Here is a 24,523-nt window from a genome sequence, read left to right as displayed (position 1 = left end):
GCTCGGTGTACGAGCAACGCCCGGGCGTGTGGGCGGCGGCGGTCGACCTGGGCTGGATCGACGGGAAGCGGAAGCGTAAATACGTCTACGCCAAGAGCGAGGCCGAGGCGGTCCGGAAGCGGGACGAGCTGCGGAAACAGCTTCAGCTCGGCGTCGACCTCGCGGCGCAACCTCGAACGGTGGAAGCCTGGTTGACCGAGTGGCTGCGGGACGTCAAGGCGCACGACGGGACACGGCCGTCCACGCTGGTGCGCTACCGCCTGGCGGTGACCAAGCACCTGGTGCCGGGCCTAGGCCGAGTGAAGCTCGACCGGCTGACACCTCGGGATGTGCAGCGGTTTCTTACCGGGCTTCGGGGCAGGCTCGCGCCGGCCAGCATCATCAAGGTGCACGCCGTGCTGCGCGTCGCCCTGGCCGACGCTGAGCGGATGGACCTGGTCCCGCGCAACGTCGCCAAGGCGGCCAAGCCGCCGGCCCTCGGTCGGTCTGAGCGGCGTGCGCTGAGTCCCGAGGAAGCCAAGGCGCTGCTGTCCGCGCTGACGGGTGACCGGCTGGAATCGCTGTTCGTAATGGCACTGGCGACCGGGCTCCGGCGGGCCGAACTGCTGGGCCTTCGCTGGTCGGATGTCGACCTGCCGGGAAGGGCTCTGTTCGTTCGGCAAACGCTCCAGCGAACGGATCGGGGCCTGGAGTTCGTGCCACCGAAGACGCACCGGTCTAGTCGTCCGCTGCCGTTGTCGACCCTCGCCGTGCGGGCGTTGGAGTCGCAGCGGGTGCGGCAGGCCAGGGAACGGCTTGCGGCTGGTGAGGTGTGGTCGGATCTCGGCCTGGTCTTCGCCAGCACGATCGGTACGCCGATGGAGCCGCGGAACGTCAACCGGCGCTTTGAGCAGCTCCGGGTAACGGCCGGCTTGGACTGGCTGCACCTGCACGATCTGCGGCACGCCTTCGCCACATTCCTGCTCGATCAGGGCGAGGAGCTGCGCACGGTGATGGAGCTGCTCGGGCACTCCACGATCCGGATGACGGCCGACACCTACGGACACGTTCTGCCGGCGCGCGCGCGCCAGGCTGCCTCGGCGATCGATCGCGTGTTGGGCGAGGAGGGGACAGCGTGACCGCTTGGCTGTACGAATGGCTGTACTCGGGACCGAGATCAACCAAGAAAAGCGCTGGTGGAGCCCAGGGGACTTGAACCCCTAACCCCTGCCTTGCAAAGGCAGTGCTCTGCCAGTTGAGCTAGGGCCCCGAGGGCGGGCGGAGCCGCCTGGTGCTGGCAGTCGAGCGGAAGGTCAACGCAGGTCGGGCGCGGTGGTCGCCTCGTGCCAGAGGGCGCGCTCGTCGTTGGACGCCTTGACCTTCTTGGCTACTACCGCAGCCACGCCGACGACGCCGACCAGGAACAGAAGCTTCTTGAACATGGGGCGACCCCTCGCGCTCGACTGCCGTCGGAGGACGTGCGGTGGGGCTAGCTGGAATCGAACCAGCGACCTCAGAGTTATCAGCTCTGCGCTCTAACCGACTGAGCTATAGCCCCGCGTAGCGACGAGCAAGGTTAACTCATTGTCGCGCCCGTCCCCAAATCGGGGTGCCCGTGGCGCGGCTCTCACCCGTACCGCATCGAACCTACCCGGATGCGCGCCGCCGGGGCCACCGCTTTACCGCGGCGCCCCGGCGTCGTCGGTGGTTCAGTCCCGCTCGGCCAGCGTCAACTCGATCCCGCCGACCAGGTCGGCGCAGACGTTGTAGACGAACGCGCCGAGCGTGGCGAGCGCGGTGAAGAGCACGACGTTGACCAGGCCCATCAGCGCGGAGCTGAGGATCACGCCCTTGGCGGTGATCCGGAAGCCGTCGGCGCTCTGCCCGCCGCCGGCGCTGACCAGGTCGGTCAGGCTGTCGTTGACGCTCTTGAACACGCCCATCGCGTCGAGGGCCAGGTAGAGCACCGAGGTGGCGACGACCACCACGATGAAGAGGACCACCGAGACCGCGAAGGCGAACTTCATCACGGACCACGGGTCGATCCGCTTGAGGTTCAGCCGGGCCCGGCGGGGCCCGCGGGACGCGGCCGAGCTGACCGAGGTACGCGCCGCGCGTACCGCCTCACCCACGCGCGCGGCGCCGACTGCGGCGGCGCTGCTGATGCCCGGCGGCAGGCCGCCACCGTTCGGCGGGCGGCGAGCCGTGGTGCCGGGACGGGCACCGTCCGGCGCGGGCTTGGGGGCGGTGCCGAGGCCGGCCCCGATCCGCGACTGGGTCCCGGTGGTGCCGGTCGACGGCCGGGCCGCAGCGGCCTTGACCGGCTGCGGCGTGGCGGGCTTCGCAGCCCCCGGGGCGGCCGGGCTGTCGGCGGAGGTCGAGGGGCCGGCCTTGGCCTGCTCGGTCTTCTCGCTCGCCCCCGAGTCCTCGGCCGGCTTGTCCGGCGGGGGCGCCATGCCAGGGGCCCGGGTGAACTTCGGGGCAGGCGCGTCGGCGGGGACCGTGGCCCGGCCCACGGCCGCGCGGCCGGTCGCTGGTGTGCCGCCCTTTGCGGCCTCCTCGTCGACCGGGTTGGCCGAGGTCCCCGTGTTCCCCGACTTCGCCTGTGTCTCCGTCATCAACTAGTCCTGTTCGTCAGGCTCGTCGGCATTGCGAGCAATCGCCACGATAGTCACGCCGTCCGGGAGGTCCATCAGCTTGACCCCCATTGTGTTCCGGTCACGGGTACGGCGTACAGGCTTCACCGGAGTCCGAATGACGCCGCCGTTGCTGGTGATAGCGAACAGCTCGTCATCCGGGTTGATCACCACCGCGCCGACCAGACCACCCCGGCGCTCGGTGATCTTCGCAGTCAGCACACCCTTACCTCCCCGACCCTGGACGGGGTATTCCTCGATCGGCGTACGTTTCGCGTAGCCGCCGTTCGTCGCCACCAGCACGTCCATACCCTCGCGGACCACCTCCATGGCCAGCAGGACGTCGTCCTCGCTGAACCGCATGCCGATCACGCCCGAGGTGGCCCGGCCCATCGGCCGCAACGCCTCGTCCGTGGCGCTGAACCGGATGGCCTGTGCGTTCTTCGAGACCAGGAGCAGGTCGTCCTCCGGCGCCACCAGGGCGGCACCGACCAGCTCGTCCTCATCGCGGAGGTTGATCGCGATGATGCCGCCGGACCGGGGGGAGTCGAACTCCTCGAGCCGCGTCTTCTTCACCAGGCCATTCTTCGTGGCGAGTACCAGGTAGGGGGCCACCTGGTAGTTGGGGATTTCGATGATCTGCGCGATCTGCTCGTCCGCTTGGAAGGCGAGCAGATTGGCCACGTGCTGACCCTTGGCTACCCTACTGGCCTCCGGAAGTTCGTACGCCTTGGCCCGATAGACCCGGCCCTTGTTCGTGAAAAACAAGATCCAGTCGTGGGTAGAGCATACGAAGAAATGGCTGACGATGTCGTCCTGCCGGAGGGTGGCACCGCTGACGCCCTTGCCGCCGCGCCGCTGCGAGCGGTACAGGTCGACCTTGGTGCGCTTGGCGTACCCGGTCCGGGTGATGGTGACGACCACGTCCTCGCGGGCGATCAGGTCCTCCATCGAGACCTCACCCTCGAATGGGATGATCTTCGTCCGCCGGTCGTCGCCCCACTTCGCGACGATCTCGCCCAGCTCCTCCGAGACGATCCTCCGCTGCCGCTCCGGCTTGGCCAGGATGTCCTTGAGGTCGGCGATCTCGAGTTCGAGCTTGGCCAGGTCGTCCAGGATCCGCTGCCGCTCCAGGGCGGCCAGCCGGCGCAGCTGCATGTCCAGGATCGCGGTCGCCTGGACCTCGTCGATCTCCAGCAGCCGGATCAGGCCCTGGCGGGCGTCCTCGACCGTGGGCGAGCGCCGGATCAGGGCGATCACCTCGTCGAGCGCGTCCAGCGCCTTGGCCAGGCCGCGCAGGATGTGCGCACGCTCCTCGGCCTTGCGCAGCCGGAACGCGGTCCGCCGGCGGATGACCTCGATCTGGTGCTCGACGTAGTAGCGGATGAACTGGGCCAGGTTGAGCGTGCGCGGCACGCCGTCGACCAGCGCCAGCATGTTGGCCCCGAAGGTCTCCTGGAGCTGGGTGTGCTTGTAGAGGTTGTTCAGCACCACCTTGGCGACCGCGTCGCGCTTGAGCACGAGCACGATCCGCATGCCGGTACGCCCGGAGGACTCGTCGCGGATGTCCGCGATCCCGCCGAGCTTGCCCTCCTTGATCAGCTCGGCGATCCGCTCGGCCAGGTTGTCCGGGTTGACCTGGTAGGGCAGCTCGCTGACCACCAGCGCGGGACGGCCGCGCTTGTCCTCCTCGACCTCGACCACGGCGCGCATCCGGATCGAGCCGCGCCCGGTCCGGTACGCGTCCTGGATGCCGGCCTGGCCGACGATCAGGCCGTGGGTCGGAAAGTCGGGGCCCTTGACGATCTCCAGCAGCGCCTCGAGCGTGGTGGCCTCGTCGGCCTCCGGGTGCTCCAGGCACCACTGGACGGCGGCGCCGATCTCGCGCAGGTTGTGCGGCGGGATCTTGGTGGCCATGCCGACCGCGATGCCCTCCGACCCGTTGATCAGCAGGTTGGGGATCCGGGACGGCAGGATGGTGGGCTCCTTGGCCCGGCCGTCGTAGTTGTCCTGCAGGTCGACGGTGTCCTCGTCGATGTCCCGCAGCATCTCCATCGCCAGCGGGTCGAGCTTGCACTCCGTGTTGTGGCTGACGAAGCCGTCGGAAATGAAGGAGTGGTCGTCGGTGTCCACCCGGATGCTGTAGACCGGCTGGACGCCGGTGTCGGCAACGCTGGCGACCTCGGCGTAGTAGAAGCGGCCGTCGACCAGCGGCTCGACCACGTCGAGCACATCGCGGTTGGTGATCCGGGCCGCGATCTCCTCGCGGTCCCGCTCCCAACGCTCGATCCGGTCGACATTGTGCCGGCGCAGCCAGTCCCGCTCGGTCCAGCGCTGAGCGCCGTGCTCCCGGATGAAGTTGCCGACCAGCGGCACGTGGTCGTTGGAGAGTGCCGTGCTGGTTGCGGGCACGGCGGCAAGCTCCGACTCCAGCTTGGCCTGCTTGCGGCCGAGGAAGCCGACGTGCGCAGCGAAGATCCGGGCATCACGGCGGTTGGTCACCACCACCTTGATCTCGCCGTTGTCATACCGGCACTGCTTGCTGATCACGCCGAACTCGAGCAGCAGCTGCTGCACCTCGCGCGCGAGCCGGTCGCTGCGGGTCGAGTACGTGATCTGGATGGTGTTGCGCGGCAGCAGCGACGACGACCCGTCGCCCTCGAAGAGCGCTTGGAGGAAGGCCCGCTTCACCGCGGCCGGCCCCTGCCAGACGAACTCCGGCACAAACTTCGCAGCGCTCCGCACCCCGACCATCTCGCCGAGAAGGCTCTTCCGCAGCGCGGAAAGGTCCTGGACGTCGAGCTCGTGCAGGATGCTGCCCGAGGCGATGGTGCGCTGGTTGACGTAGCGCGGGCCACCGACAGCGAGGTCGTAGGCGGCAAGAACGCGGACGAAGAAGTCCCGGTCCACGTTGTTGAAGCCGGCCCGTCCCTCGGATACCCAACCCTCGCTGACGAAGGCGCCGGCGAGGACGGCGGCCTCGACGTGCTCCAGCATCGGGTAGCCGATCTCGTCCGGCGCGGTGCGCTGGAGGACCACCCGGTCGCCGGGGGAGATCTCGGCGAGCAGCTTCCACAGCAGGGTGGGCACGCCGGCCACGTCCACCAGACAGAGCACCGGGTGGTTGTGGGTACCGGTGAGCTCGTACCCCTCTCGGGTGCGCAGCCGCAACGTGGGGTGCTCGCCGGAGTGGAAGAACTTGGAGGCGTGGACCAGATCGCCGTTGCGGTCGCGGACCTTGAGCTCGACGTCGGTCTCGCTGCTCGGCGCCGCGCCCGGCACGATCTGATCGATCCGGAACGACCCGTCAGCAGTACGAATCCGGACATCTCCGGTGATGCAGTACCGCATGGCGGCAGCCGGGTCGTTACCCGGCGAGCCGAAGTTGCCGTTGCCGTCGACCAGCGGGTAGCGCAGCGACCAGGGCTGCGCCATCCGGACCAGCGCGTCGTAGATCGCCGAGTCGCCGTGCGGGTGGAACTGACCCATCACGTCGCCGACGACGCGGGAGCACTTCACGTAGCCGCGGTCCGGCCGGTAGCCGGAGTCGAACATGGCGTAGAGGATCTTGCGGTGGACCGGCTTGAGCCCGTCCCGGACGTCCGGCAGCGCCCGCCCTACGATGACGCTCATCGCGTAGTCGAGGTAGGAGCGCTGCATCTCGACCTCGAGCCCCACCGGCTCGATCCGGTCGTGCGCCACGACCGCGGCGAGGTTTTCCGGGGTCTCGGGCTCGTTCGGGGTGGACTCGGGAGTATCGGTCACTGTTAACCCTTATCAGACTCAGAGTCGTGTTCGTGCTGTGGATAACGGCTGTGGAAACCGGCCAAGCTGTGGATAAACCTGTGGACCACCCGGCCGGTCACCCGTCAGATGTCGAGGAACCGCACGTCCTTGGCGTTGCGCTGGATGAACGAACGGCGCGCCTCGACGTCCTCACCCATCAGCACGCTGAACAGCTCGTCGGCGGTTGCGGCGTCGTCGAGCGTCACCTGGCGCAGCGTACGGGTGGCCGGGTTCATCGTGGTCTCCCACAGCTCGGGGTAGTTCATCTCGCCGAGACCCTTGAACCGCTGGATGTCGTCCGGCTTGGCGTTGGGCTTCTTCTGCTGGCGCAGCGCGATCAGCCCGTCCCGCTCCCGGTCCGAGTACGCGTACTGGGCGTCGTCGCCCTTCTTGTTCCACTTGATCTTGTACAGCGGCGGTGCGGCGAGGTAGACGTGGCCCAGCTCCACCAGCGGCCGCATGAAGCGGAACAGCAGGGTGAGCAGCAGCGTCTGGATGTGCTGACCGTCGACGTCGGCGTCGGCCATCAGCACGATCTTGTGGTACCGCAGCTTCTCGATGTCGAAGTCGTCGTGGATGCCGGTGCCGAGCGCCGTGATCAGCGCCTGGACCTCGTTGTTCTTCAGCACCCGGTCGATCCGGGCCTTCTCCACGTTGAGGATCTTGCCGCGGATCGGCAGGATCGCCTGGGTACGCGGGTCGCGCCCCTGCTTGGCCGAGCCGCCGGCCGAGTCACCCTCGACGATGAAGACCTCGGACTCGCGCGGGTCGGTGGACTGGCAGTCGGCCAGCTTGCCCGGCATCGAGCCGGACTCCAGCAGCGACTTGCGCCGGGCCAGCTTCCGCGCCTGCTGTGCGGCGATCCGGGCCCGGGCGGCCTGGGACGCCTTCTGGATGATGGTCTTGGCCTCGCCCGGGTTCCGGTCGAACCAGTCGACCAGCCACTCGTTGCAGACCCGCTGCACGAAGCTCTTCACCGGGGTGTTGCCCAGCTTCGTCTTGGTCTGGCCCTCGAACTGCGGGTTGGCCAGCTTGACCGAGATGATCGCGGCCAGGCCCTCGCGGATGTCCTCGCCGGAGAGCTTCTCGTCGGACTTGAGCAGCTTCCGGTCGGTGCCGTACCGGTTGACCACGCTGGTCAGCGCGGCCCGGAAGCCCTCCTCGTGGGTACCGCCCTCGTGGGTGTTGATCGTGTTGGCGAAGGTGTAGACCGACTCGCCGTACGACTCGTTCCACTGCATGGCGATCTCGACCGACATGCCCTCCTCCTCGGCGCCGAACTCGACCACCGTCTTGTGGATCGGGTTCTTCGAGGCGTTGAGGTGTCGCACGAAGTCGGCGATGCCGCCCTTGTAGAGGAAGGTCACCTCGCGGGGCTTGCCCTCCTCGCCCTCCGGGACCCGCTCGTCGAGCAGGTGAATGGTGAGGCCACGGTTGAGGAAGGCCATCTCCTGCAGGCGCCGGTAGATGGTCTGGAAGTCGAAGTCGACGGTCTCGAAGACGTTCGGATCCGGCCAGAAGGCGACCGCGGATCCGGTGCGGTTGGTGGTCTCGCCCTTCTCCAGCGGCGTCGGCTTGGAGTTGGTGTACTGCTGCCGCCACACGAAACCGGACTTGTGGATCTCCACCTCCATCCGGGTGGAGAGGGCGTTCACGACCGAGACGCCGACGCCGTGCAGACCGCCGGAGACGGCGTACGCCTTGCCGTCGAACTTGCCACCCGCGTGCAGCACGGTCAGCGCCACCTCGACACCCGGCTTCTTCAGCTTCGGGTGCAGGTCGACCGGGAAGCCCCGGCCGTTGTCGGTGACCCGGACCCCGCCGTCGGCCAGCAGCACCACGTCGATGGTGTCGCAGTAACCGGCCAGCGCCTCGTCGACCGCGTTGTCGACGACCTCCCACACGAGGTGGTGCAGACCCCGTTCACCGGTGGACCCGATGTACATACCGGGCCGCTTCCGGACCGCCTCCAGCCCCTCGAGAACGGTGATCGACTCGGCGCCGTACTCCTGTTTGTCCTGCGCTGCCACCCTCGGCCACTTTCTCGCACCGACGCGCCAGGGCGCGGGCGCGGGTTCGGCGGACAGGACGCGACGTCGGCGCGCACGGACCGGCCCGGGAACTCCGGGCCACGGGTCGCGCACGCCGGTCGCCGCGGTTGCCCGCGGATCGCGATCGGCTCGACCCGATGCGGGACAATGATCAAGGGCCCTGCGGGCCCGTGTCCGTCGCTCCGTATCGGGTCTTCGTCTCGCCTCCAATCTTACTCTGCGCACACGGCTAAACCGCCACTCGGCACCCCTGCGCGACGGCTGAGAACTCCGTAGCGGGCCGAACCGTGCCGTCCGCGACTCCCCCCACGCACCAGGCCTCCATCGAGGGCGCGACCGGCCATCGGATAGGTACCCGGGCGTAACCGTCCGGGGGTCGCGGCGGGGGTGGCCGTGCCGTACCTTTGCGTCGCCCACCGCCGCCGGTCTTGATCTTTCCCGGACGGAACCGGGACGATCGACCTGATCGGTCCACAACGTGTTGTAAGAGGTGACGCCAGATGGGGCTGGACAACGTCGCGGTGCACTGGCCGCGGACCGGCCGCTTCTACGACCCGGTCGCGCCGGCCGAGTTCGTCGACTTCGGCGAAATCGTCGACATGCCACGGATCTCCGCCCCCACCGCCGCGCTCGCCGAGCTGATCGCCAAGACCGGAACGGTGCGGGCGACCGCGTACACCGAGCTGGTCGACCTGATCCTCGGGCTGGAAAATGTGCTCTACGCCACTGACGCCGCCGCCGAGGACGAGGATCCGGTGATCGACCCCGACGGGTGCTCCTGGATCGCCGGCGGCGTGGAGAAGTTCGTCGCTCAGCACCGGCCGTTCGGCGAGGCGGTGACCTTCGAATCGGTCAGCGAGGTGCTGCGCTCGCTGCTGGCCGACGGCCGGCTGGCCGAGCAGCAGCTGCGCTGGCTGGACAGCCGGCTCGACGGGCTGCGCGACGAGAACGGCGACCCGCCGCAGTGGAACTTCACCTGCGCCGAGCTGAGCGTGCTCGCCGCCTTCTACCGGCGCTGCGCCGACCGGGGCTTCGCTGTTTACGCCGACGCCTGATCTCCGAGGCCGGCCGGCGGCCGGACGGACCGCGTGCGGATCAGGAGGCAACCGTCGTCGGGGTGCCGGGGCCGGTCGTGCCGGCGCGGTTGGCCGCGGCGATCACCCGGGTGAGTGCGGTGTGCAGGTGCCGCAGCTCCTCGACCGGTAGTCCGAGCCGCTCCACGATCGCGGGCGGGATCTCTGCGGCGCGGGCGCGGAGCGCGGCGCCGCTCGCGGTGAGCGTGACGGCCAGGCTGCGTTCGTCCGCGGCGTCGCGCTCCCGACGGACGTAGCCGTTGGCTTCCAGCCGCTTGAGCAGTGGCGACAGCGTGCCGGGGTCGAGCTGCAGCAGGCGGCTCAGGTCCCGCACGGACAGCGGGGCGTGCTGCCACAGGGCGAGCATGACCAGGTACTGCGGGTGGGTCAGCCCCATGGGCTCCAGCAGCGGGCGGTAGACGGCGACGACGCCCCGCGCGGCGACGGAGAGCGCGAAGCACACCTGCTGTTCCAGCGCCAGGGGGTCCGCGTCGTCGAGCTGGTCACGCACCGATCGGCCTCCTCATGATCGATGCTATGGTACCCGCGATTGGTGCCCCAATGATTGGTGCCCCAACCATCAGAGCGGGGGGCGCGTGCGGCGCTCGGAGAGCGGAGAGGTCAGCGGCATGAGTGAGGACGAGAAGCCGACCCGGGACCCGGGAGAAGGTGGGCGGTTCTGGCGATGGGCCTACAAGTACCTGGCCGGCCCCGCCGAGGTGCAGGGCGCGGTGTACGGGGGCTCGACTGAGGCTCGCGAGCTGTGGAAACGTGACCTGGAGAACCGCAAGCGCTACAGCCGTGAACAGCGGGAACGGAAGCGGGCCGCCCGGGAGGCGGAGCGGGGACGCTGACCCCGCCCCGGTCCGGCCGATCCGAACGCGCCGGCCCGGTCAGCCGTAGGTGTCCCGCGGGCCGCGGCCCCGGACCCGGCGCGGGCCCTTGGACCAGGACGGCGCCGCCGGGCCGTGGATGTGCAGCTTGCGCACCACGTTGTGGCCGACCTCGCGGGCGATCTGCTGCAACAGCGAACCGGCGAGCAGCCGCAGCTGGGTCGCCCAGGCGGTCGACCGTGCCTCCACGGTCAACTCGCCGTCCTCCAGCTTGACCGGGCGGCTGTGCTGGGCCACCTCCGGGCCGACCACCCGCTCCCAGGCGCCGAAGACCGTCGCCTCCGCGGCCGGCTGCTGCCAACCGCGCGCCTTGACCAGCCGCTCCAGCACCGCGCCGAGCGGCTGCGGGTCGCGCGGATCCGGCCCGGGCCCCGAGTAGCCGCGCAGCCGCCGCTCACCACCGCCCTCTCCGCCGATCGCGCTCCGCCGCCGCGTGGTGGCCGCCGCCTTCCGACGGGCCTTGGCCGCGTCCAGCACGGCCCGGGCCAGCTCCGGCCCGGACGCCCCCGCGGGCAGTTCGCCGGTCGCATCGGTCGCGCCGGCCCCGCCGGCCGTTCCGGCTTCGGGGGTACGGCCACCGTCCGCCGGCCCCAGGCGGGCCGGCGGAAGCTCCACCTCATCCGACACGGCGTACCGTCCCTTCGCCCACCTCGTACCGGGCGCCGCGCAGGGCCGCCGGCACGTCGTCCTCGACCGCGCAGGTCACCAGCAGCTGGCTCGCCCCGCCGACCAGCTCCGCCAGCCGTTCCCGGCGGCCCGCGTCCAGCTCCGCGAACACATCGTCGAGCACCAGCACCGGCTCGATGCCGTCCGCCCGCAGCAGGTCGTACCCGGCCAGCCGGAGGGCCAGAGCATACGACCAGGATTCGCCGTGGCTGGCGTACCCCTTGGCGGGCAGCGGGCCGAGCGTGAGGGCGAGATCGTCGCGGTGCGGCCCGACCAGGGTGGTGCCGCGCTCGATCTCGGCGGACCGGGACTCGGCGAGCGCGGCGGTCAGCGCCTCGACCAGCGCGGCCCGGTCCCCGGTCGGATCGGGCAGCTCCACCGAGGGGCGGTACGCGGTCGCGGCCGCGCCCCGCCCGGCCGCGACCGCGTCGTACGCCTTGGTCACGTGCGGCGCCAGGGCGGCGACCAGCTCCAGCCGACCGGCCAGCAGCTCGGCGCCGTGGTGCGCCAGGTGGGTGTCCCAGACGGCGAGGGTGGAGAGGTCGCCGCTCCGCGAACCGCCGGCCTTGCGGGCCAGGTACGCCGTGCGCAGCAGGGCGTTGCGCTGCTTGAGCACCCGGTCGTAGTCGGCGCGCACTCCGGCGTACCGGGGCTGCCGGGTGACCAGCAGGTCGTCGAGGTAGCGACGGCGCTCGGCCGGATCGCCGCGGACGAGTTCCAGATCCTCCGGGGCGAAGAGCACCAGCCGCAGCGCGCCGAGCACGTCCCGGGCGCGGCGGGCCGGGGAGCGGCCCAGCCGGGCCCGATTGGCCTTGCCGGGGACGATCTCCAGCTCGACCAGCAGCTCGCGCCCCTCGTGCACCACCGCACAGCGGATGACCGCCGAGGTGGCGCCCATCCGGACGAGGGGGGCGTCCGTGGCGACCCGGTGCGAATCCAGGGTCGCCACATAGCCCAGCGCCTCGACCAGATTGGTCTTGCCGACCCCGTTGGGGCCGATCAGCACGTTCGGGCCCGGCTCCAGGTCGACGCCGACCCGCTCGTACGAGCGGAAGTCGACCAGTTCGAGCCGGCGGACGTACACAGGTTGTGGATGCCGGTCAGCGCTTGCGGACGGCGTGGCCGCCGAACTGCTGGCGCAGCGCGGCCACGGCCTTCATCGCGGGCGAGTCCTCCTGCCGCGAGGCGAACCGGGCGAAGAGCGAGGCGGTGATGACGTTCAGCGGCACGGCCAGCCGGACCGCCTCGTCGACCGTCCAGCGGCCCTCGCCGGTGTCCTCGGTGTAGCCGCTCAGCTCGGCCAGCTCCGGGTCCTCGTCCAGCGCGCGATCGAGCAGGTCGAGCAGCCAGGACCGGACGACGGTGCCCTCGCGCCACGACTTGAAGACGCCGGGGACGTTGGTCACCAGCTCGGACTTGGCGAGCAGCTCGTAGCCCTCGGCGTAGGCGTGCATCAGGCCGTACTCGATTCCGTTGTGCACCATCTTTGCGTAGTGCCCGGCGCCCACCGGCCCGGCGTGCACGAAGCCGTACTCGCCCGCCGGCTTGAGCGCCTCGAAGATCGGCATCAGCCGCTGGACGTGCTCCTGGGCGCCGCCGACCATCAGGGCGTACCCGTTCTGCCGGCCCCAGACACCGCCCGAGACGCCGACGTCCACGTAGCCGATGCCGCGCTCGTTCAGCCGCTCGGCCCGCGGAGCGTCGTCGCTGAATCGCGAGTTGCCGCCGTCGATGATGATGTCGCCCTCGCCGAGCACCCCGGCGAGCTCGTCGATCGTGGCGTCGGTGACGCCGGCCGGGACCATCACCCAGACCGCGCGGGGCGCCTCCAGCTTCCCGGCCAGGTCCGCCAGGCTCGCGACGTCGCTCAGCTCCGCGTTGCGGTCGTAGCCGACCACCTCGTGACCGGCGGAGCGCAACCGCTCGCGCATGTTGCCGCCCATCCGGCCGAGTCCTACCAGACCGAGCTGCATCTGCTCCTACCTCCGTGCGTCTCGTCTTCAGGTGCGATCAGCGGGACACGCGGATCGGCATGATGAGGTACCGGTACCCCGGGATGACCTCGCCATCCTCGCCGGCGGGGGAAATCACCGCGGGCTTGAAGGCGTCGACGAACGAGAGCAGGGCGTACTGGGCGCCCAGGTTGGCCAGGCCGTCGATCAGGTACTGCGGGTTGAAGCCGATGGTCAGCGGATCGCCGGTGAAGGTTGCCTCCATCGCCTCGCTGGCCCGGGCCTCCTCGGTGCCGCCGGCCTCAACGACCAACCCGTCCGAGCTGAAGCTCAGCAGCACCGGCGTGGTGCGCTCGGCGACCAGCGCCACCCGCTTGACCACCTCGATCAGGGTGCTGACCGGGACCCGGGCCTCCGCGTTGTGGGTGGACGGGAAGAGCGACCGCACCGGTGGGTAGTTGGCCCCGTCGAGCAGCCGGCTCGTGGTCCGGCGGGTGCCGCCGGAGAACCCGATCATGCCCTCCCCGGCGCCGCCCTGGGAGAGCGCCAGGGTCACCTGGCCGCCGAGCGGGCCGAGGGCCTTGGCGGTGTCGTGCAGGGTGCGGGCCGGCACCAGGGCGTTGATGCTCACCTCGGCGTCGTCCGGGTTCCACTCCATCTCGCGCAGCGCGAGGCGGTAGCGGTCGGTGGCGAGCATGGCGAGGGTGCGGCCGGAGAGCTCGATGCGTACGCCGGTCATCATCGGCAGCGTCTCGTCGCGGCCGGCGGCGACGGCGACCTGGGCCACCGCGGCGGCGAAGGCGGCGGCGTCCACGGTGCCGGCGCTCTCCGGCATCTCCGGCAGGGCCGGGTAGTCCTCGACCGGCATGGTTGGCAGGGTGAACCGGGCGCTGCCGCAGACCAGCTCGAGGTGGGCGCCGACCGCGGCGATGTCAACCGGCTTGGCGGGGAGCGCCTTGGTGATCTCGGCAAGCAGGCGGCCGGAGACGAGGGCAGCGCCGTCGGCGTCACCCTGCACCTCGACGGTGACCTGGCTGGAGACCTCGTAGTCAAAGCCGGAGACCTGGAGGTTGCCGTCGGTGACCCGGAGCATCACCCCGGCCAGCACCGGTACGGAAGGTCGGTTGGGCAGGCTCTTGGCGGTCCACGCGACCGCCTCGGCGAGCGCGTCGCGCTCCACTCGGAACTTCATCAATGCCTCCGCGTCGACGTCAGCGACAACTCTCTCATGCCGACCGCTGCCCACCGTCCCGCCCGACCGTGCGGGTACCCATCGCACCTTAGGGCGCGCGGGCATCGGCTGTGCGCCCGACCCCGTGGATCTGCCGGTACTGACGGACTGCCCCGGCGGTTGCCGGCCCGATCCACAGGAAGTCCAACGGTGATGATTGGTTTTTGTTGTTTAGAAGAGATAACTCATCGTCTTCATCGCACCTGTGCAAACTGTGGAGAACCGGCGTCCGCGCAGGTCATCCAGGTTATCCACCGGTGGTCTCGCTGTGGAGAACCAGGGGTACAACCCGTGTCGGTTTCCACAGCCGCCGTCCATCCCCAGGTTGTCCACGGTTGTCCACCGGTTGTCCACCGGTAATCCACGGGGTTTCTCCCCAGTGTTGTGGACGGCCCGAACGAGCCTGATCGACGTTGTCCCCAGAACCTTCAACAGCCCGCCCACAGGCCGACTGTCGTCGGTGGACAAATCCGCGGTCGTCCCCAGGCGTCCACAGCGCCGTCCCCAGGGGTTGTCCACAGTCTGTGGGTAACCGGCTCCGGACGGAGCGTGGTTGTCCACCGGTTGTGGAACAGGGGCTGTGGACAACCGGGCGGTCCTGTGGAGGAACATGACACCGATCCTGTGCCCTCGACCCGGTGGAGGGTCAACCGCCGGGCTTCCACAGGTACGAAGAACGCCCGGCCGAGTTCGGCCGGGCGCTCCCTGGTCCCACGTCCGGCGGCGGCCGGCGTGGCGCACGCCTCAGGTGTTCTGCTTGATCCGGTTGGTCAGCTCGGCGATCTGGTTGTAGAGCGAGCGCCGCTCCGCCATCTGCTGGCGGATCTTCCGGTCTGCGTGCATCACGGTGGTGTGGTCCCGGCCGCCGAAGGCCTGACCGATCCGGGGCAGCGAGAGGTCGGTCAGCTCCCGGCAGAGGTACATGGCCACCTGGCGGGCATTGACCAGCACCCGGGAGCGGGAGTGCCCGCGCAGGTCCTCCAGGCTCACCCCGAAGTAGTCCGCCGTCGACACCATGATCTGGTCGGCGGTGATCTCCGGCCCGGCGCCGTCCGGGATGAAGTCCCGCAGGACCTCCTCGGCCAGCGACAGCTCCACCGACGAGCGGGTGAGGCTGGCGAACGCGGTGACCCGGATCAGCGCCCCCTCGAGTTCCCGGATCGAGTTCGACACCCGGGAGGCGATGAACTCCAGCACGTCCGGCGGGGCGAAGAGCCGCTCCTGCGCGGCCTTCTTCTGCAGGATCGCGATCCGGGTCTCCAGGTCCGGCGGCTGGATGTCGGCCAGCAGGCCCCACTCGAACCTGGTCCGCAGCCGGTCCTCCAGCGTCGCCAACTGCTTCGGCGAGCGGTCGGAGGTGATGACGATCTGCTTGTTGGCGTTGTGCAGGGTGTTGAAGGTGTGGAAGAACTCCTCCTGGGTCCGCTCCCGGTTCTCCAGGAACTGGATGTCGTCGATCAGCAGGATGTCGACGTCCCGGTAGCGGCGCTGGAACGCGCTGGTCTTGTCGTCCCGCAGCGAGTTGATGAAGTCGTTGGTGAACTCCTCGGTCGAGACGTACCGGACCGAGCGGGCGTTGCCCAGCGTTGTGGCGTAGTGCCCGATGGCGTGCAGCAGGTGGGTCTTGCCCAGCCCGGAGCTGCCGTAGATGAAGAGCGGGTTGTACGCCTTCGCCGGTGACTCGGCCACGGCCACCGCGGCCGCGTGCGCAAAGCGGTTCGAGGAGCCGATGACGAACGTCTCGAACATGTACTTGGGGTTGAGCCGGTTACCGCCGGTCTCCGCGCCGCCGGGCAACCGGCGGTCGTCCCGTCCGCCCGGACGGTGGTCCACGCGGCCCGGTCCGCTGTCCGTGCCGCCGTCGCCGGGCAGGCCGCGCAGCGGCTGCGGATCCCGGAGACCCGGGTCCTCCCGGTAGCGGGGCTCGTAGCCCCGGGCGTCGGTGACCGGCGGTTCGACCCGGCGCCGTTCGTCGAAGCCCCGGCGCTCAGGCGCCGGGTGGGCGGTCCGCAGCTGCTCGGCGAAGGCGGTGCTGAAGAGGGTGTCCTGACCGTCCCGGCTGGCCGGGATGAGCTGCGGGCGGCCGCCGTCGGCGGCCGGGCGGGGGCCGGGGGCCCGCTCCTCGGCCGCTGCCTCGGGGCGTTCCTCCGGATAGCCCGGCTCGGCGCCCGGGTAACCGAGCTCGGGGAAGGTGGGCGCGTTCGCCGGCGGACCGGGCGCGTCCAAGCCGGCGAGCAGGTCCTGGGGGCCGTCGGTCGGGTCGGCGTCGGACCCGCCGTGGTAGACCGTTCCGGCCGGCCGGCGGCCGGGGTCCTCGGCGACCCGGACGGTGACCGCCACCTGGATCGGTCGGCCCAGCCGGCGGCTGAGCGCCTCGGTGATGGCCGGGCGGAGCCGCGACTCGATCACGTCCCGGGTGAAGGCGTCCGGGACGGAGAGCAGCGCGGTGTCCTCCACGATCGCGCGCAGCCGGGTGAGGCGGAGGTACGCCCGCTGCTGCGCGGAGATGATCTCGTCGGCGAGCTCGTCGGTCGTCGCCGTCCACACCGCGGCAAGGTCGGTCGCTCCGGTCACCGTCGTGCCACCCCCTCGCCTCTGCTCCCGGCTGCCGCTGACATCCAGTGGGCCGTCCAGGCCCGCCCCCGCGTTCGGGTTACAGCACCCACCCGGACGGCTGACCGGTCGTCATCCACAAGTTATCCACAGCCTGTGTGTACCGACCGATTGTGGCCGCCCGCCGGACGCGGGTCGGACCTGCCCCCCTGGATTACGAGAGGCGTTGAAGCGGGTTCACCGTGCCGAACGATTCACTACCTTGTCCGGTCTTGCCTGTCGGCGACAACCCCGGACCCCCCCGACGCTGACCGCAATCGGGCACGCTAACAGCGCGGGCCGGGCGCCATCAACCGTCGAGGCGGTGGCAGCCTTGTCAACATCAGTGAAAACCGCCCCTTCGGTCGCGCTCCCGGCGCCGCCGATGCCCTAGGTGTGATGTTTGACGGTCATTGCTCCCCTGCGTAGGCTGGAGCGGCTGCTCTCTCGCCCTCTGCTAGGGTGATGGGTGCTTGCTGTCCGCGGTCGCTTCCCCGCATCGCCGAGGTCCCGCGTCGCCGGGCAGCACCGATCGGGGGCCACCGCCGAGGTGGCCTGGACCACCACACGACCCCGGGCGATGCCGCGCGCGGGGCGTACGAAAACGGAGAGCCTGACGTGAGCAAGCGCACCTACCAGCCGAACAACCGCCGGCGCGCGAAGACCCACGGCTTCCGGCTGCGCATGCGCACCCGGGCCGGCCGCGCCATCATCTCGACCCGTCGCGCCAAGGGTCGCGCCCGCCTGTCGGCCTGAGGCCGACCGGTCCGGTTCGGGGACGTGGGGAGTCGTGCTGGCGGCCGCACAGCGACTGCGGCGCAGTAGCGACTTCGCCGCAGCGGTCCGGGGTGGCCGCCGCGTCGGCCGGGGCGCCGTCGTGGTGCACCTGACCCTCCCCTCGACGGCCGGACCCACCGCGACAATCTCGCCGGAGCCGGCGCGGGGTGCCGGTGCGGAGACATCCGCACCGACCCGCGCCGGCTTCGTCGTGTCCAAGGCCGTCGGGAAGGCCGTGGTCCGCAACAAGGTCCGCCGCCGGCTGCGCCACCTGGTCCGGGAGCGCCTCGCCGAGCTCCCCGCCGGCAGCACCCTGGTGGTCCGGGCGCTGCCGGGCGCCGCCGAGGCGTCGTACGCCCGGCTCGGAGCCGACCTGGACGCCGCCCTCGCCGCAGCCCGGGCGCCCCGGGGCCGGCGGTCGCGGTGAGCAGCGAAAACGCCGCCCCGCGGCCCACGACAACCGGTGCCCGAGTGCTGATTGCGCCCATCGTCGCGTACCGTCGTTGGATAAGCCCGGCGCTGCCGGCCCGCTGTCGGTTCTACCCGTCATGCAGTGCGTACGCCGTCGAGGCGGTGGCTCGACACGGCGCACTCCGGGGAACCGCGCTGACGGTCCGACGGCTGTCGCGCTGCCACCCCTTTCATCCAGGTGGACACGACCCGGTGCCGGAGCCGGGCGGTAACCGCCGCGCCGATGTGACTGGAGCCTGAGAATTGAGTCTCGACTGGATCTACTACGCGATCTCGTGGATCCTGCTGACCTGGCACTCGGCCTGGGACGCCATCGTGCCGACCGGCGCGGTGATCGGGACGAACTGGTCCTGGATCCTCGCCATCATCTTCCTGGTGGTGACGATCCGGGTCATCCTGTTCCCGATCTTCGTCAAGCAGATCAAGTCGCAGCGGGCGATGCAGGCGCTCCAGCCGAAGGTGAAGGAGCTCCAGGAGAAGCACAAGGGTGACCGGGAGACGCTCCAGAAGGAGATGATGGAGCTCTACCGGAAGGAGAAGGCCAACCCGCTGATGGGCTGCCTTCCGATCTTCCTTCAGGCTCCGGTCTTCCTCGGCCTCTTCCACGTGCTGCGCCGGCTGGACCCGGCCAAGGAGAACAAGACCCTCTACGGCTGGACCGTCGAGCAGTTCAACAGCGCCTCGCACGCCAATCTCTTCACCGCGCCGATCGCCGGCAAGTTCGGCTCGACCGCCGACGAGCTGGCCCGCCTCGGCGCCAACGGCGGTACGGTCAAGCTGATCGCCGGGATCCTGGTCCTGATCATGATCACCACCACCTTCCTGACCAGCCGTCAGATGATTCTCAAGACCGGCTGGGCGGACGACCCGCAGCAGCGGATGGTCCAGCGGCTGATGCTCTACGGCATCCCCCTGTCGCTGCTGGTCTCCGGCGCGATCTTCCCGATCGGCGTGATCATCTACTGGGTCACCAACAACCTCTTCACCCTCGGTCAGCAGCAGTGGGTGCTCCGCAAGTTCCCGCCGCTGGTGCCCACCGGCGCCAAGCCGGGCGCCGGTGCCCGCGGCCCGGCTCAGCCGACGAAGGCCGGTGGGCTGCTCGGTCGGGGCAAGCCCGCCCAGGCGCCCGCAAAGCCGCAGGTGACCACCCCCAAGGTGGCCGGCCCCAAGCCGGGCGCCAAGCCGGTCAACCCGAAGAAGGGCCGCCCGGCCAAGCGGCGTTGAGCCACGGGGGCCGCCACCGCCTTGGTGGCGGCCCCGATCCGGCACCGCGCAGCCACCGTACGGTCGGCGCCGGTCCGGAACCGCCGCGCGAAGCGCGGTCACGGGCGAAACTGGCCCTTACAGACGTGCCCGCGGGCACCGGCGACCTCCCGCCGGCCCCGGGAGACCAGCGGACCCGACGGTCCGGCCGAGCGAGTACGGAGATGACACCGTGACCGACACCAGCATCCCCAGCGCCGATCAGTCCCTGGACGAGGAGACCGCGCCGGCTGCCGTTGCCGAGGAGGTCGACGAGACCGAAGCCGAGGCTCGGGAGAAGAAGGCGCCGGCCGAGAGCGACCTGTTCCGGCAGAGCGAGATCGCCGCCGACTACGTCGAGGGGCTGCTCGACATCCTCGACTACGACGGCGACATCGACGAGCTGGTCTCCGGTGGCCGGCCGGTCGTCGAGGTGGTCGGCGCCCACCTGCAGAACCTGGTCGGCCAGCGCGGCGCCACCCTGGAGGCGCTCCAGGAGCTGACCCGGCTGGCGGTCTTCCGGCAGACCGGCTCGCCGAGCCGGCTGCTGCTCGACGTCGGGGGTTACCGGGCCAACCGCCGCAAGGAGCTCGCCGCCGTCGCCAAGAACGCCGTGGAGAAGGTCAAGGAGTACGGCGAGCCGGTGCGGCTGGAGCCGATGTCCGCGTTCGAGCGCAAGTGCGTCCACGACGTGGTGAACGCGATGAGCGGCGTGGTGAGCGAGTCCGAGGGCGTCGAGCCGAACCGGCGCATCGTCGTCCGGGCGGCGGACTGACCTGGTGACTCGCGACGACGCCACGGCGGATGCCGTGTCCGGCCCGGGTGGTACGCCGCCCGGGCCGTCGCCTGTCCGGCCCGGCTTCTCGGCGGGCTCGGCCGAAGCGGGTGCGCCCGCGGCGGATCCGCGCGACGGTGCGGTCGATCGCCTGTCGCCGGGCGACGTGACGCTCCCGCCCGAGTTGGCGAAGGCGGCCCGCACCCTCTTCGGCGACCGGCTCGACCTGGCCGCCGCGTACGCGGAACTCCTGGCGACGGACGGCGTGGTCCGCGGCCTGATCGGCCCCCGGGAGGCGCCCCGGATCTGGGAGCGGCACGTGCTGAACTGCGCGGCGATGGCGGAGCGGATCCCCGAGGGCGCGAGCGTGCTGGACGTCGGCTCCGGCGCCGGGCTGCCCGGTCTGGTGCTGGCGATCGCGCGGCCCGATCTCACGGTCACGCTGATCGAGCCGCTCGCCCGGCGTACCGCCTTCCTCATCGAAGCGGTGCAGCACCTTGGGCTCACCAAGATGGTGCGGGTGTTCCGGGGACGCGCGGAGGAGGCCGCGACGGGTTCGGCCGACCGGCCGCCGCTCAGCGGCGAGATCGTCACCTCCCGCGCTGTGGCACCACTGGACCGGCTCGCCGGCTGGTGTCTCCCGCTGGTCGTGGCGGGGGGCCGACTGGTCGCGCTGAAGGGTGCGTCCGCGGCCGAGGAGATCGCCGAGCACGGGGAGGCGGTGGCCCGGCTCGGCGGTGGCGAACCGGAACTGCACCGGTGTGGCGTCGGCGTGATCGAGCCGCCCGCGACGGTGATCGAGGTCGTGCGGGAACGGGTGGTCGGTCCGGCCCGCAAGAAGGCGCCGGCGAAGCGCTCGCGGGGCGGCCGTCGCGGCGGTCGTGGCCGGGATCGCTGACCCCGCAACCGCTTGCGGGTCGACTGTTCAGTCCTGGAAATGGCCCGACGGAGCTGACCGATCAGAACCCGACGTGGACCCGCTGCGCCCGTCCACCGTAGGCTGACCGCGCGTCGATAGTGTGGAACGGCGGTGCCGGGTGGCACCGGACCTCGACCGTTCCCGCGGGTCGTACGTTGCGCGGTGCCAGCGCGCGTGCGGCCGATTGACGGGGTGCGGACCGACCATCCGGAGCGGGCAGGGATGACAGGTGCATGACGACGGCAGGTATGACGATCAACGGGTGACCGGGCCAGGAGGACGAATCTCTGCCGGCGGCCCCGTTTCACGTGAAACCGACTACCAGGGCTGGCCGGTGGGTGGAGAGTCTCGGGGCCCGTCCACGCGGCCGACGGACTGCGATCCGCTGGTTGGCCGGGACAATCCGTCGATGGGCGGGGCCCACCCGACGTCCGCGGCCCCGGTGAACCTGCCGCCGGTTCGGGACGCGCAGGAGCAGAGCGACCGGCCGTCGAATGCCGCCGTCTCGCGCCCGGTCCCGGTCCCCCGGAACGCCGCTGCCTCCGCCCGCTTCGAACCGCCGACGGGCGCTCCCGGCACCGCGGTGCCGCAGCAGCCGACGCCGTACGCGGTGCCGGACGCGGATCCGGGAGCGGGCATCCCCTCGGACACGCCACCCGCCGGCTACGGCGCGGAATCCGCCAGCACGTACGTTTCACGTGAAACACCGACGCGTGAAGAGGATGACCCACCGTTGGCTATGGAGGCTATGCGCGCCGTGCAGATTCTGAATCCCAGTGGCGAGGTGAGCATGCCTCGGCCCGACCGGACCCGGGTGATGTGCGTCGCCAACCAGAAGGGCGGCGTGGGGAAGACCACGACCACGGTGAACCTCGCGGTGGCACTGGCCCTGCACGGCAACCGGGTCCTCGTGGTCGACCTGGACCCGCAGGGCAACGCCTCCACCGGGCTCAACGTCCCGCACCACACCGGCGTCCCGGACGTGTACGACTGCCTCATCGACAGCGTGCCGCTGGAGGAGGTGGCGCAGACCGTCGAGGGGATCCCCAACCTCTGGTGCGTACCGGCCACGATCGACCTGGCCGGCGCCGAGATCGAGCTGGTGTCGGTGGTCGCTCGTGAGTCCCGGCTGGCCCGGGCGATCGCCGGCTTCCCCGGCCATTTCGACTACATCTTCATCGACTGCCCGCCCTCGCTCGGCCTGCTGACGGTCAACGCGCTGGTGGCCGCGCAGGAGGTGCTGATCCCGATTCAGTGCGAGTACTACGCGCTGGAGGGCCTCAACCAGCTGATCAACAACATCAACCTGGTACGCCAGCACCTCAACCCCAAGCTCGAGGTCTCGACCATCCTGCTCACCATGTACGACCGGCGGACCCGGCTGGCCGACGCGGTGGAGCAGGACGTCCGTAACCACTTCGGCGACAAGGTGCTCCAGGCGGTGATCCCGCGCAACGTCCGGGTGTCCGAGGCACCCAGCTACGGGCAGTCGGTGATGACCTACGATCCCGGTTCGCGGGGGGCGACGAGCTACTTCGAGGCCGCCCAGGAGATCGCCGAGCGGGGCGTCAGGGAGTCGGTGAGCCGGAATGCGTAGTGCGGAGAAGTCGCTGGGAGGCGTCGCATGAAAAACCGTCCTCGCGGCGGTCTGGGCCGAGGGCTCGGTGCCCTCATTCCCACCGCGCCGGTGGAGGGCACCGGTCCGGCGACCGTTCAGCAGCCCGGCGGCGTGGCCGCGACTGCGGCGGCCGCCCCGGCCACCCAGGCGGCTGCGGTTTCCCCCACGCCAGGGCCGGAGTCGCAGCTGAGCCCGGTGCCCGGAGCCCGGTTCGCTGAGATCCCGGTCGACGCCATCGTGCCGAACCCCAAGCAGCCCCGTCAGGTCTTCGACGAAGATGCGCTGGAGGAGCTGAAGACCTCCATCCAGGAGGTGGGCTTCCTTCAGCCCATCGTCGTGCGCCAGATCGACGGCGAGAAGTACGAGCTCGTCATGGGCGAGCGGCGCTGGCGAGCGGCCCAGGCGGTCGGGCGGGACAGCATCCCGGCCATCGTCCGGGACACCAAGGACGACGCGATGCTCCGGGACGCGCTCCTGGAGAACATCCACCGGGCGAACCTGAACCCGCTGGAAGAGGCCGCGGCGTACCAGCAGCTGCTGGAGGAGTTCGGTGCAACCCACGAGGAGCTTGCCCGACGAATCGGTCGGAGCCGACCGCAGATCTCGAACACCATCCGGCTGCTGAACCTCCCGGCGCAGGTGCAGCGCCGGGTGGCCGCCGGGGTGCTCTCCGCCGGCCACGCCCGGGCGCTGCTCAGCCTCGACGACGCGGAGGCGCAGGAACAGCTCGCCCTGCGGATCGTGGCCGAGGGCATCTCGGTACGCGCCACCGAGGAGCTCGTGGCGCTGGCACTGGCCGACGGGCCGGCGAAGACGCCGACCCCCAAGCGCCGTACCAAGCCGCACGCCCCGGCACTCAGCGACCTCGCCGATCGGCTCTCCGACCGGTTCGACACCCGGGTGAAGGTCGACATCGGCCGGAGCAAGGGCAAGATCACGATCGAGTTCGCCACGGTCGACGACCTGGAACGGATCGTCGGGATCATCGGCGTCGGCCAGGAGGAACAGCCCGAAGGCTGAGCACCGCTCCGCGCACTTCTCCGGCTCCGGCCGCGTGGCCCTCACGGGACCACGCGGCCGGTCCGTTTTCAGGGCCGCCTCGGCTGCCTCCCGCCCCGCTCTCCCTTCTTTCAGGGCTTCGGTCGCGGGTCTCGGGCAGAGCGGTCCAGGCGGTTGCTGTTTGTCGGCCTGGCGGGCATCTCAGGGCTCTCCCCGGGCGTGGCAGCTCTGCGGTCTCGACCCTGGTGGCTCCGACTTCTGTCCCCCGTCCCTTGGTCCCTACGTCCTCCGCGGTGGGTGGCTCGTCTCCGGTCGGTGAGTCCTCCCGGTCGTTGGCTCCTCCCGGGTTTCCGTCCCTGCCCACTCCGGGTTCGGCCCGTGCCTCCGCTGCCCGCTTCAGGGTCGGCCCATGCGGGGTTTGCCACTCTTGGTTCGCTGGCCCGGCTGACGTCGGTCCGGCTTGGACCGGCCCGGCCGGCGTCGGCCCGGCTTAGACCGGCTTGGACCGGCCCGGCTTGACCGGCCCGGCTCGGACCGGCCGCCCTTCGACCGGCCCCCTTCGACCGGCTCCCCTTCGGCCGGCCCGGCTGGTCGCGGTGGGCTGGGTTGCCGGGTACCTGGCTGGCCTGGCGCCGGTCCGCCTCGCGTCAGCTCCGTCGGGGAGTTGCGGTCGGCGTCGGCCGTTCACGTGAAAAGAGGGGCTGCCGAAGAGGCGCGTTGAACGGGCGGGCTGGGTGGCAATGCCCGCGACGGCTGAGAACGGAAAGGGGTGGCTGGCGGACGGCGTTTCGAGGGTCGCAGAACGAGAGGGGGAGCGACCTCAGGTTGGTGGTCTACGGCGCGGCGCGGCTCTCGCATCCGAT

The 24,523-nt window shown here is 70.6% G+C and carries 21 protein-coding genes and 2 tRNA genes; 11 read left to right on the top strand and 12 right to left on the bottom strand.

Features of this window, described 5'->3' with window-relative positions:
• Window positions 1–5: 5 nt before the first annotated feature.
• A complete protein-coding gene (locus GA0070624_RS04315) occupies window positions 6–1,118 on the top strand; it encodes a tyrosine-type recombinase/integrase (RefSeq protein WP_245718653.1) in 1,113 nt (370 codons plus the stop codon).
• Window positions 1,119–1,173: 55 nt separating this feature from the next.
• Here the strand turns inward: GA0070624_RS04315 and GA0070624_RS04310 are convergent.
• The 6 genes from GA0070624_RS04310 to gyrB form a co-directional block, all read right to left on the bottom strand.
• Window positions 1,174–1,249 (bottom strand) — tRNA-Ala (locus tag GA0070624_RS04310).
• A gap of 43 nt (window positions 1,250–1,292) precedes the next feature.
• Complete coding sequence (locus tag GA0070624_RS35185) at window positions 1,293–1,421, bottom strand: DLW-39 family protein (protein WP_218105107.1); 129 nt, start codon at window positions 1,419–1,421, stop codon at window positions 1,293–1,295.
• Window positions 1,422–1,463: 42 nt separating this feature from the next.
• A tRNA-Ile gene (locus GA0070624_RS04305) sits at window positions 1,464–1,537 on the bottom strand.
• A gap of 151 nt (window positions 1,538–1,688) precedes the next feature.
• On the bottom strand, window positions 1,689–2,597 hold the full coding sequence (locus GA0070624_RS04300; protein WP_091336846.1) for a DUF3566 domain-containing protein: 909 nt from the start codon (window positions 2,595–2,597) through the stop codon (window positions 1,689–1,691).
• Between the two features lie 3 nt (window positions 2,598–2,600).
• Complete coding sequence (gene gyrA / locus GA0070624_RS04295) at window positions 2,601–6,380, bottom strand: intein-containing DNA gyrase subunit A (RefSeq protein ID WP_091336844.1); 3,780 nt, start codon at window positions 6,378–6,380, stop codon at window positions 2,601–2,603.
• A gap of 104 nt (window positions 6,381–6,484) precedes the next feature.
• On the bottom strand, window positions 6,485–8,431 hold the full coding sequence (gene gyrB, locus GA0070624_RS04290; protein ID WP_091336842.1) for a DNA topoisomerase (ATP-hydrolyzing) subunit B: 1,947 nt from the start codon (window positions 8,429–8,431) through the stop codon (window positions 6,485–6,487).
• A 521-nt stretch (window positions 8,432–8,952) separates the two neighbouring features.
• Between gyrB and GA0070624_RS04285 the strand changes: the two genes are divergently transcribed.
• Window positions 8,953–9,507: a hypothetical protein gene (locus tag GA0070624_RS04285; RefSeq protein WP_091336840.1), complete on the top strand. Its 555-nt coding sequence runs from the start codon at window positions 8,953–8,955 to the stop codon at window positions 9,505–9,507.
• Window positions 9,508–9,547: 40 nt separating this feature from the next.
• Here GA0070624_RS04285 and GA0070624_RS04280 read toward each other — a convergent pair whose 3' ends face one another.
• Window positions 9,548–10,036 carry a MarR family winged helix-turn-helix transcriptional regulator gene (locus GA0070624_RS04280; protein ID WP_091336839.1) on the bottom strand — a complete coding sequence of 163 codons (489 nt, stop codon included), beginning with the start codon at window positions 10,034–10,036 and terminating at the stop codon, window positions 9,548–9,550.
• A gap of 118 nt (window positions 10,037–10,154) precedes the next feature.
• Here GA0070624_RS04280 and GA0070624_RS04275 point away from each other — a divergent pair, with 118 nt between their 5' ends.
• Window positions 10,155–10,379: a hypothetical protein gene (locus tag GA0070624_RS04275; RefSeq protein ID WP_091348130.1), complete on the top strand. Its 225-nt coding sequence runs from the start codon at window positions 10,155–10,157 to the stop codon at window positions 10,377–10,379.
• A gap of 39 nt (window positions 10,380–10,418) precedes the next feature.
• Here the strand turns inward: GA0070624_RS04275 and GA0070624_RS04270 are convergent, their stop codons facing one another.
• From GA0070624_RS04270 to dnaA, 5 genes are all read right to left on the bottom strand, one after another.
• Complete coding sequence (locus GA0070624_RS04270) at window positions 10,419–11,045, bottom strand: DciA family protein (protein ID WP_091336838.1); 627 nt, start codon at window positions 11,043–11,045, stop codon at window positions 10,419–10,421.
• Window positions 11,035–12,168 (bottom strand): DNA replication/repair protein RecF, encoded by a 1,134-nt coding sequence (gene recF / locus GA0070624_RS04265; protein ID WP_091336837.1) that lies wholly within the window; start codon window positions 12,166–12,168, stop codon window positions 11,035–11,037. The genes GA0070624_RS04270 and recF overlap by 11 nt, the downstream gene beginning before the upstream one ends.
• A gap of 16 nt (window positions 12,169–12,184) precedes the next feature.
• Entirely contained in the window at window positions 12,185–13,057 is an 873-nt protein-coding gene (gnd, locus tag GA0070624_RS04260; protein WP_091336836.1) for a phosphogluconate dehydrogenase (NAD(+)-dependent, decarboxylating), read from the bottom strand.
• A gap of 37 nt (window positions 13,058–13,094) precedes the next feature.
• Entirely contained in the window at window positions 13,095–14,228 is a 1,134-nt protein-coding gene (gene dnaN / locus GA0070624_RS04255; protein ID WP_091336834.1) for a DNA polymerase III subunit beta, read from the bottom strand.
• Between the two features lie 783 nt (window positions 14,229–15,011).
• Complete coding sequence (gene dnaA, locus GA0070624_RS04250; protein WP_091336832.1) at window positions 15,012–16,841, bottom strand: chromosomal replication initiator protein DnaA; 1,830 nt, start codon at window positions 16,839–16,841, stop codon at window positions 15,012–15,014.
• Between the two features lie 636 nt (window positions 16,842–17,477).
• On the opposite strand from dnaA, the gene rpmH reads away from it, so the two are divergent.
• The 8 genes from rpmH to GA0070624_RS04210 all read left to right on the top strand — a co-directional run bounded on the left by rpmH (window position 17,478) and on the right by GA0070624_RS04210 (window position 23,681).
• Entirely contained in the window at window positions 17,478–17,615 is a 138-nt protein-coding gene (rpmH, locus tag GA0070624_RS04245; protein WP_013736606.1) for a 50S ribosomal protein L34, read from the top strand.
• A gap of 34 nt (window positions 17,616–17,649) precedes the next feature.
• A complete protein-coding gene (rnpA, locus tag GA0070624_RS04240; protein WP_091336831.1) occupies window positions 17,650–18,063 on the top strand; it encodes a ribonuclease P protein component in 414 nt (137 codons plus the stop codon).
• A gap of 44 nt (window positions 18,064–18,107) precedes the next feature.
• Complete coding sequence (gene yidD / locus GA0070624_RS04235) at window positions 18,108–18,347, top strand: membrane protein insertion efficiency factor YidD (RefSeq protein WP_218105106.1); 240 nt, start codon at window positions 18,108–18,110, stop codon at window positions 18,345–18,347.
• A gap of 3 nt (window positions 18,348–18,350) precedes the next feature.
• The gene (gene yidC, locus GA0070624_RS04230; protein WP_091336829.1) at window positions 18,351–19,331 is read left to right on the top strand and encodes a membrane protein insertase YidC; all 981 of its coding nucleotides are present in this window, start codon (window positions 18,351–18,353) and stop codon (window positions 19,329–19,331) included.
• Window positions 19,332–19,542: 211 nt separating this feature from the next.
• Window positions 19,543–20,124 (top strand): Jag family protein, encoded by a 582-nt coding sequence (locus tag GA0070624_RS04225; RefSeq protein ID WP_091336828.1) that lies wholly within the window; start codon window positions 19,543–19,545, stop codon window positions 20,122–20,124.
• 4 nt (window positions 20,125–20,128) lie between these two features.
• Window positions 20,129–21,022 (top strand): 16S rRNA (guanine(527)-N(7))-methyltransferase RsmG, encoded by an 894-nt coding sequence (gene rsmG, locus GA0070624_RS04220; protein ID WP_091336827.1) that lies wholly within the window; start codon window positions 20,129–20,131, stop codon window positions 21,020–21,022.
• 604 nt (window positions 21,023–21,626) lie between these two features.
• The gene (locus GA0070624_RS36315; protein WP_425413536.1) at window positions 21,627–22,640 is read left to right on the top strand and encodes a ParA family protein; all 1,014 of its coding nucleotides are present in this window, start codon (window positions 21,627–21,629) and stop codon (window positions 22,638–22,640) included.
• A 27-nt stretch (window positions 22,641–22,667) separates the two neighbouring features.
• Entirely contained in the window at window positions 22,668–23,681 is a 1,014-nt protein-coding gene (locus GA0070624_RS04210) for a ParB/RepB/Spo0J family partition protein (RefSeq protein ID WP_091336825.1), read from the top strand.
• Window positions 23,682–24,523 lie beyond the last annotated feature (842 nt).

Source organism: Micromonospora rhizosphaerae (assembly GCF_900091465.1).
In the GTDB taxonomy this organism is placed as follows: domain Bacteria; phylum Actinomycetota; class Actinomycetes; order Mycobacteriales; family Micromonosporaceae; genus Micromonospora; species Micromonospora rhizosphaerae.
This window is presented reverse-complemented; position numbering and strand designations above follow the sequence as displayed.

Excerpts from the sequence above, each read along its gene's own strand:
- GA0070624_RS04300 (WP_091336846.1), bottom strand. The coding sequence starts at position 2,597 with ATGACGGAGACACAGGCGAAGTCGGGGAACACGGGGACCTCGGCCAAC.
- dnaN (WP_091336834.1), bottom strand. The coding sequence starts at position 14,228 with ATGAAGTTCCGAGTGGAGCGCGACGCGCTCGCCGAGGCGGTCGCGTGG.
- GA0070624_RS35185 (WP_218105107.1), bottom strand. The coding sequence starts at position 1,421 with ATGTTCAAGAAGCTTCTGTTCCTGGTCGGCGTCGTCGGCGTGGCTGCG.
- GA0070624_RS04285 (WP_091336840.1), top strand. The coding sequence starts at position 8,953 with ATGGGGCTGGACAACGTCGCGGTGCACTGGCCGCGGACCGGCCGCTTC.
- GA0070624_RS04210 (WP_091336825.1), top strand. The coding sequence starts at position 22,668 with ATGAAAAACCGTCCTCGCGGCGGTCTGGGCCGAGGGCTCGGTGCCCTC.
- gnd (WP_091336836.1), bottom strand. The coding sequence starts at position 13,057 with ATGCAGCTCGGTCTGGTAGGACTCGGCCGGATGGGCGGCAACATGCGC.
- GA0070624_RS04275 (WP_091348130.1), top strand. The coding sequence starts at position 10,155 with ATGAGTGAGGACGAGAAGCCGACCCGGGACCCGGGAGAAGGTGGGCGG.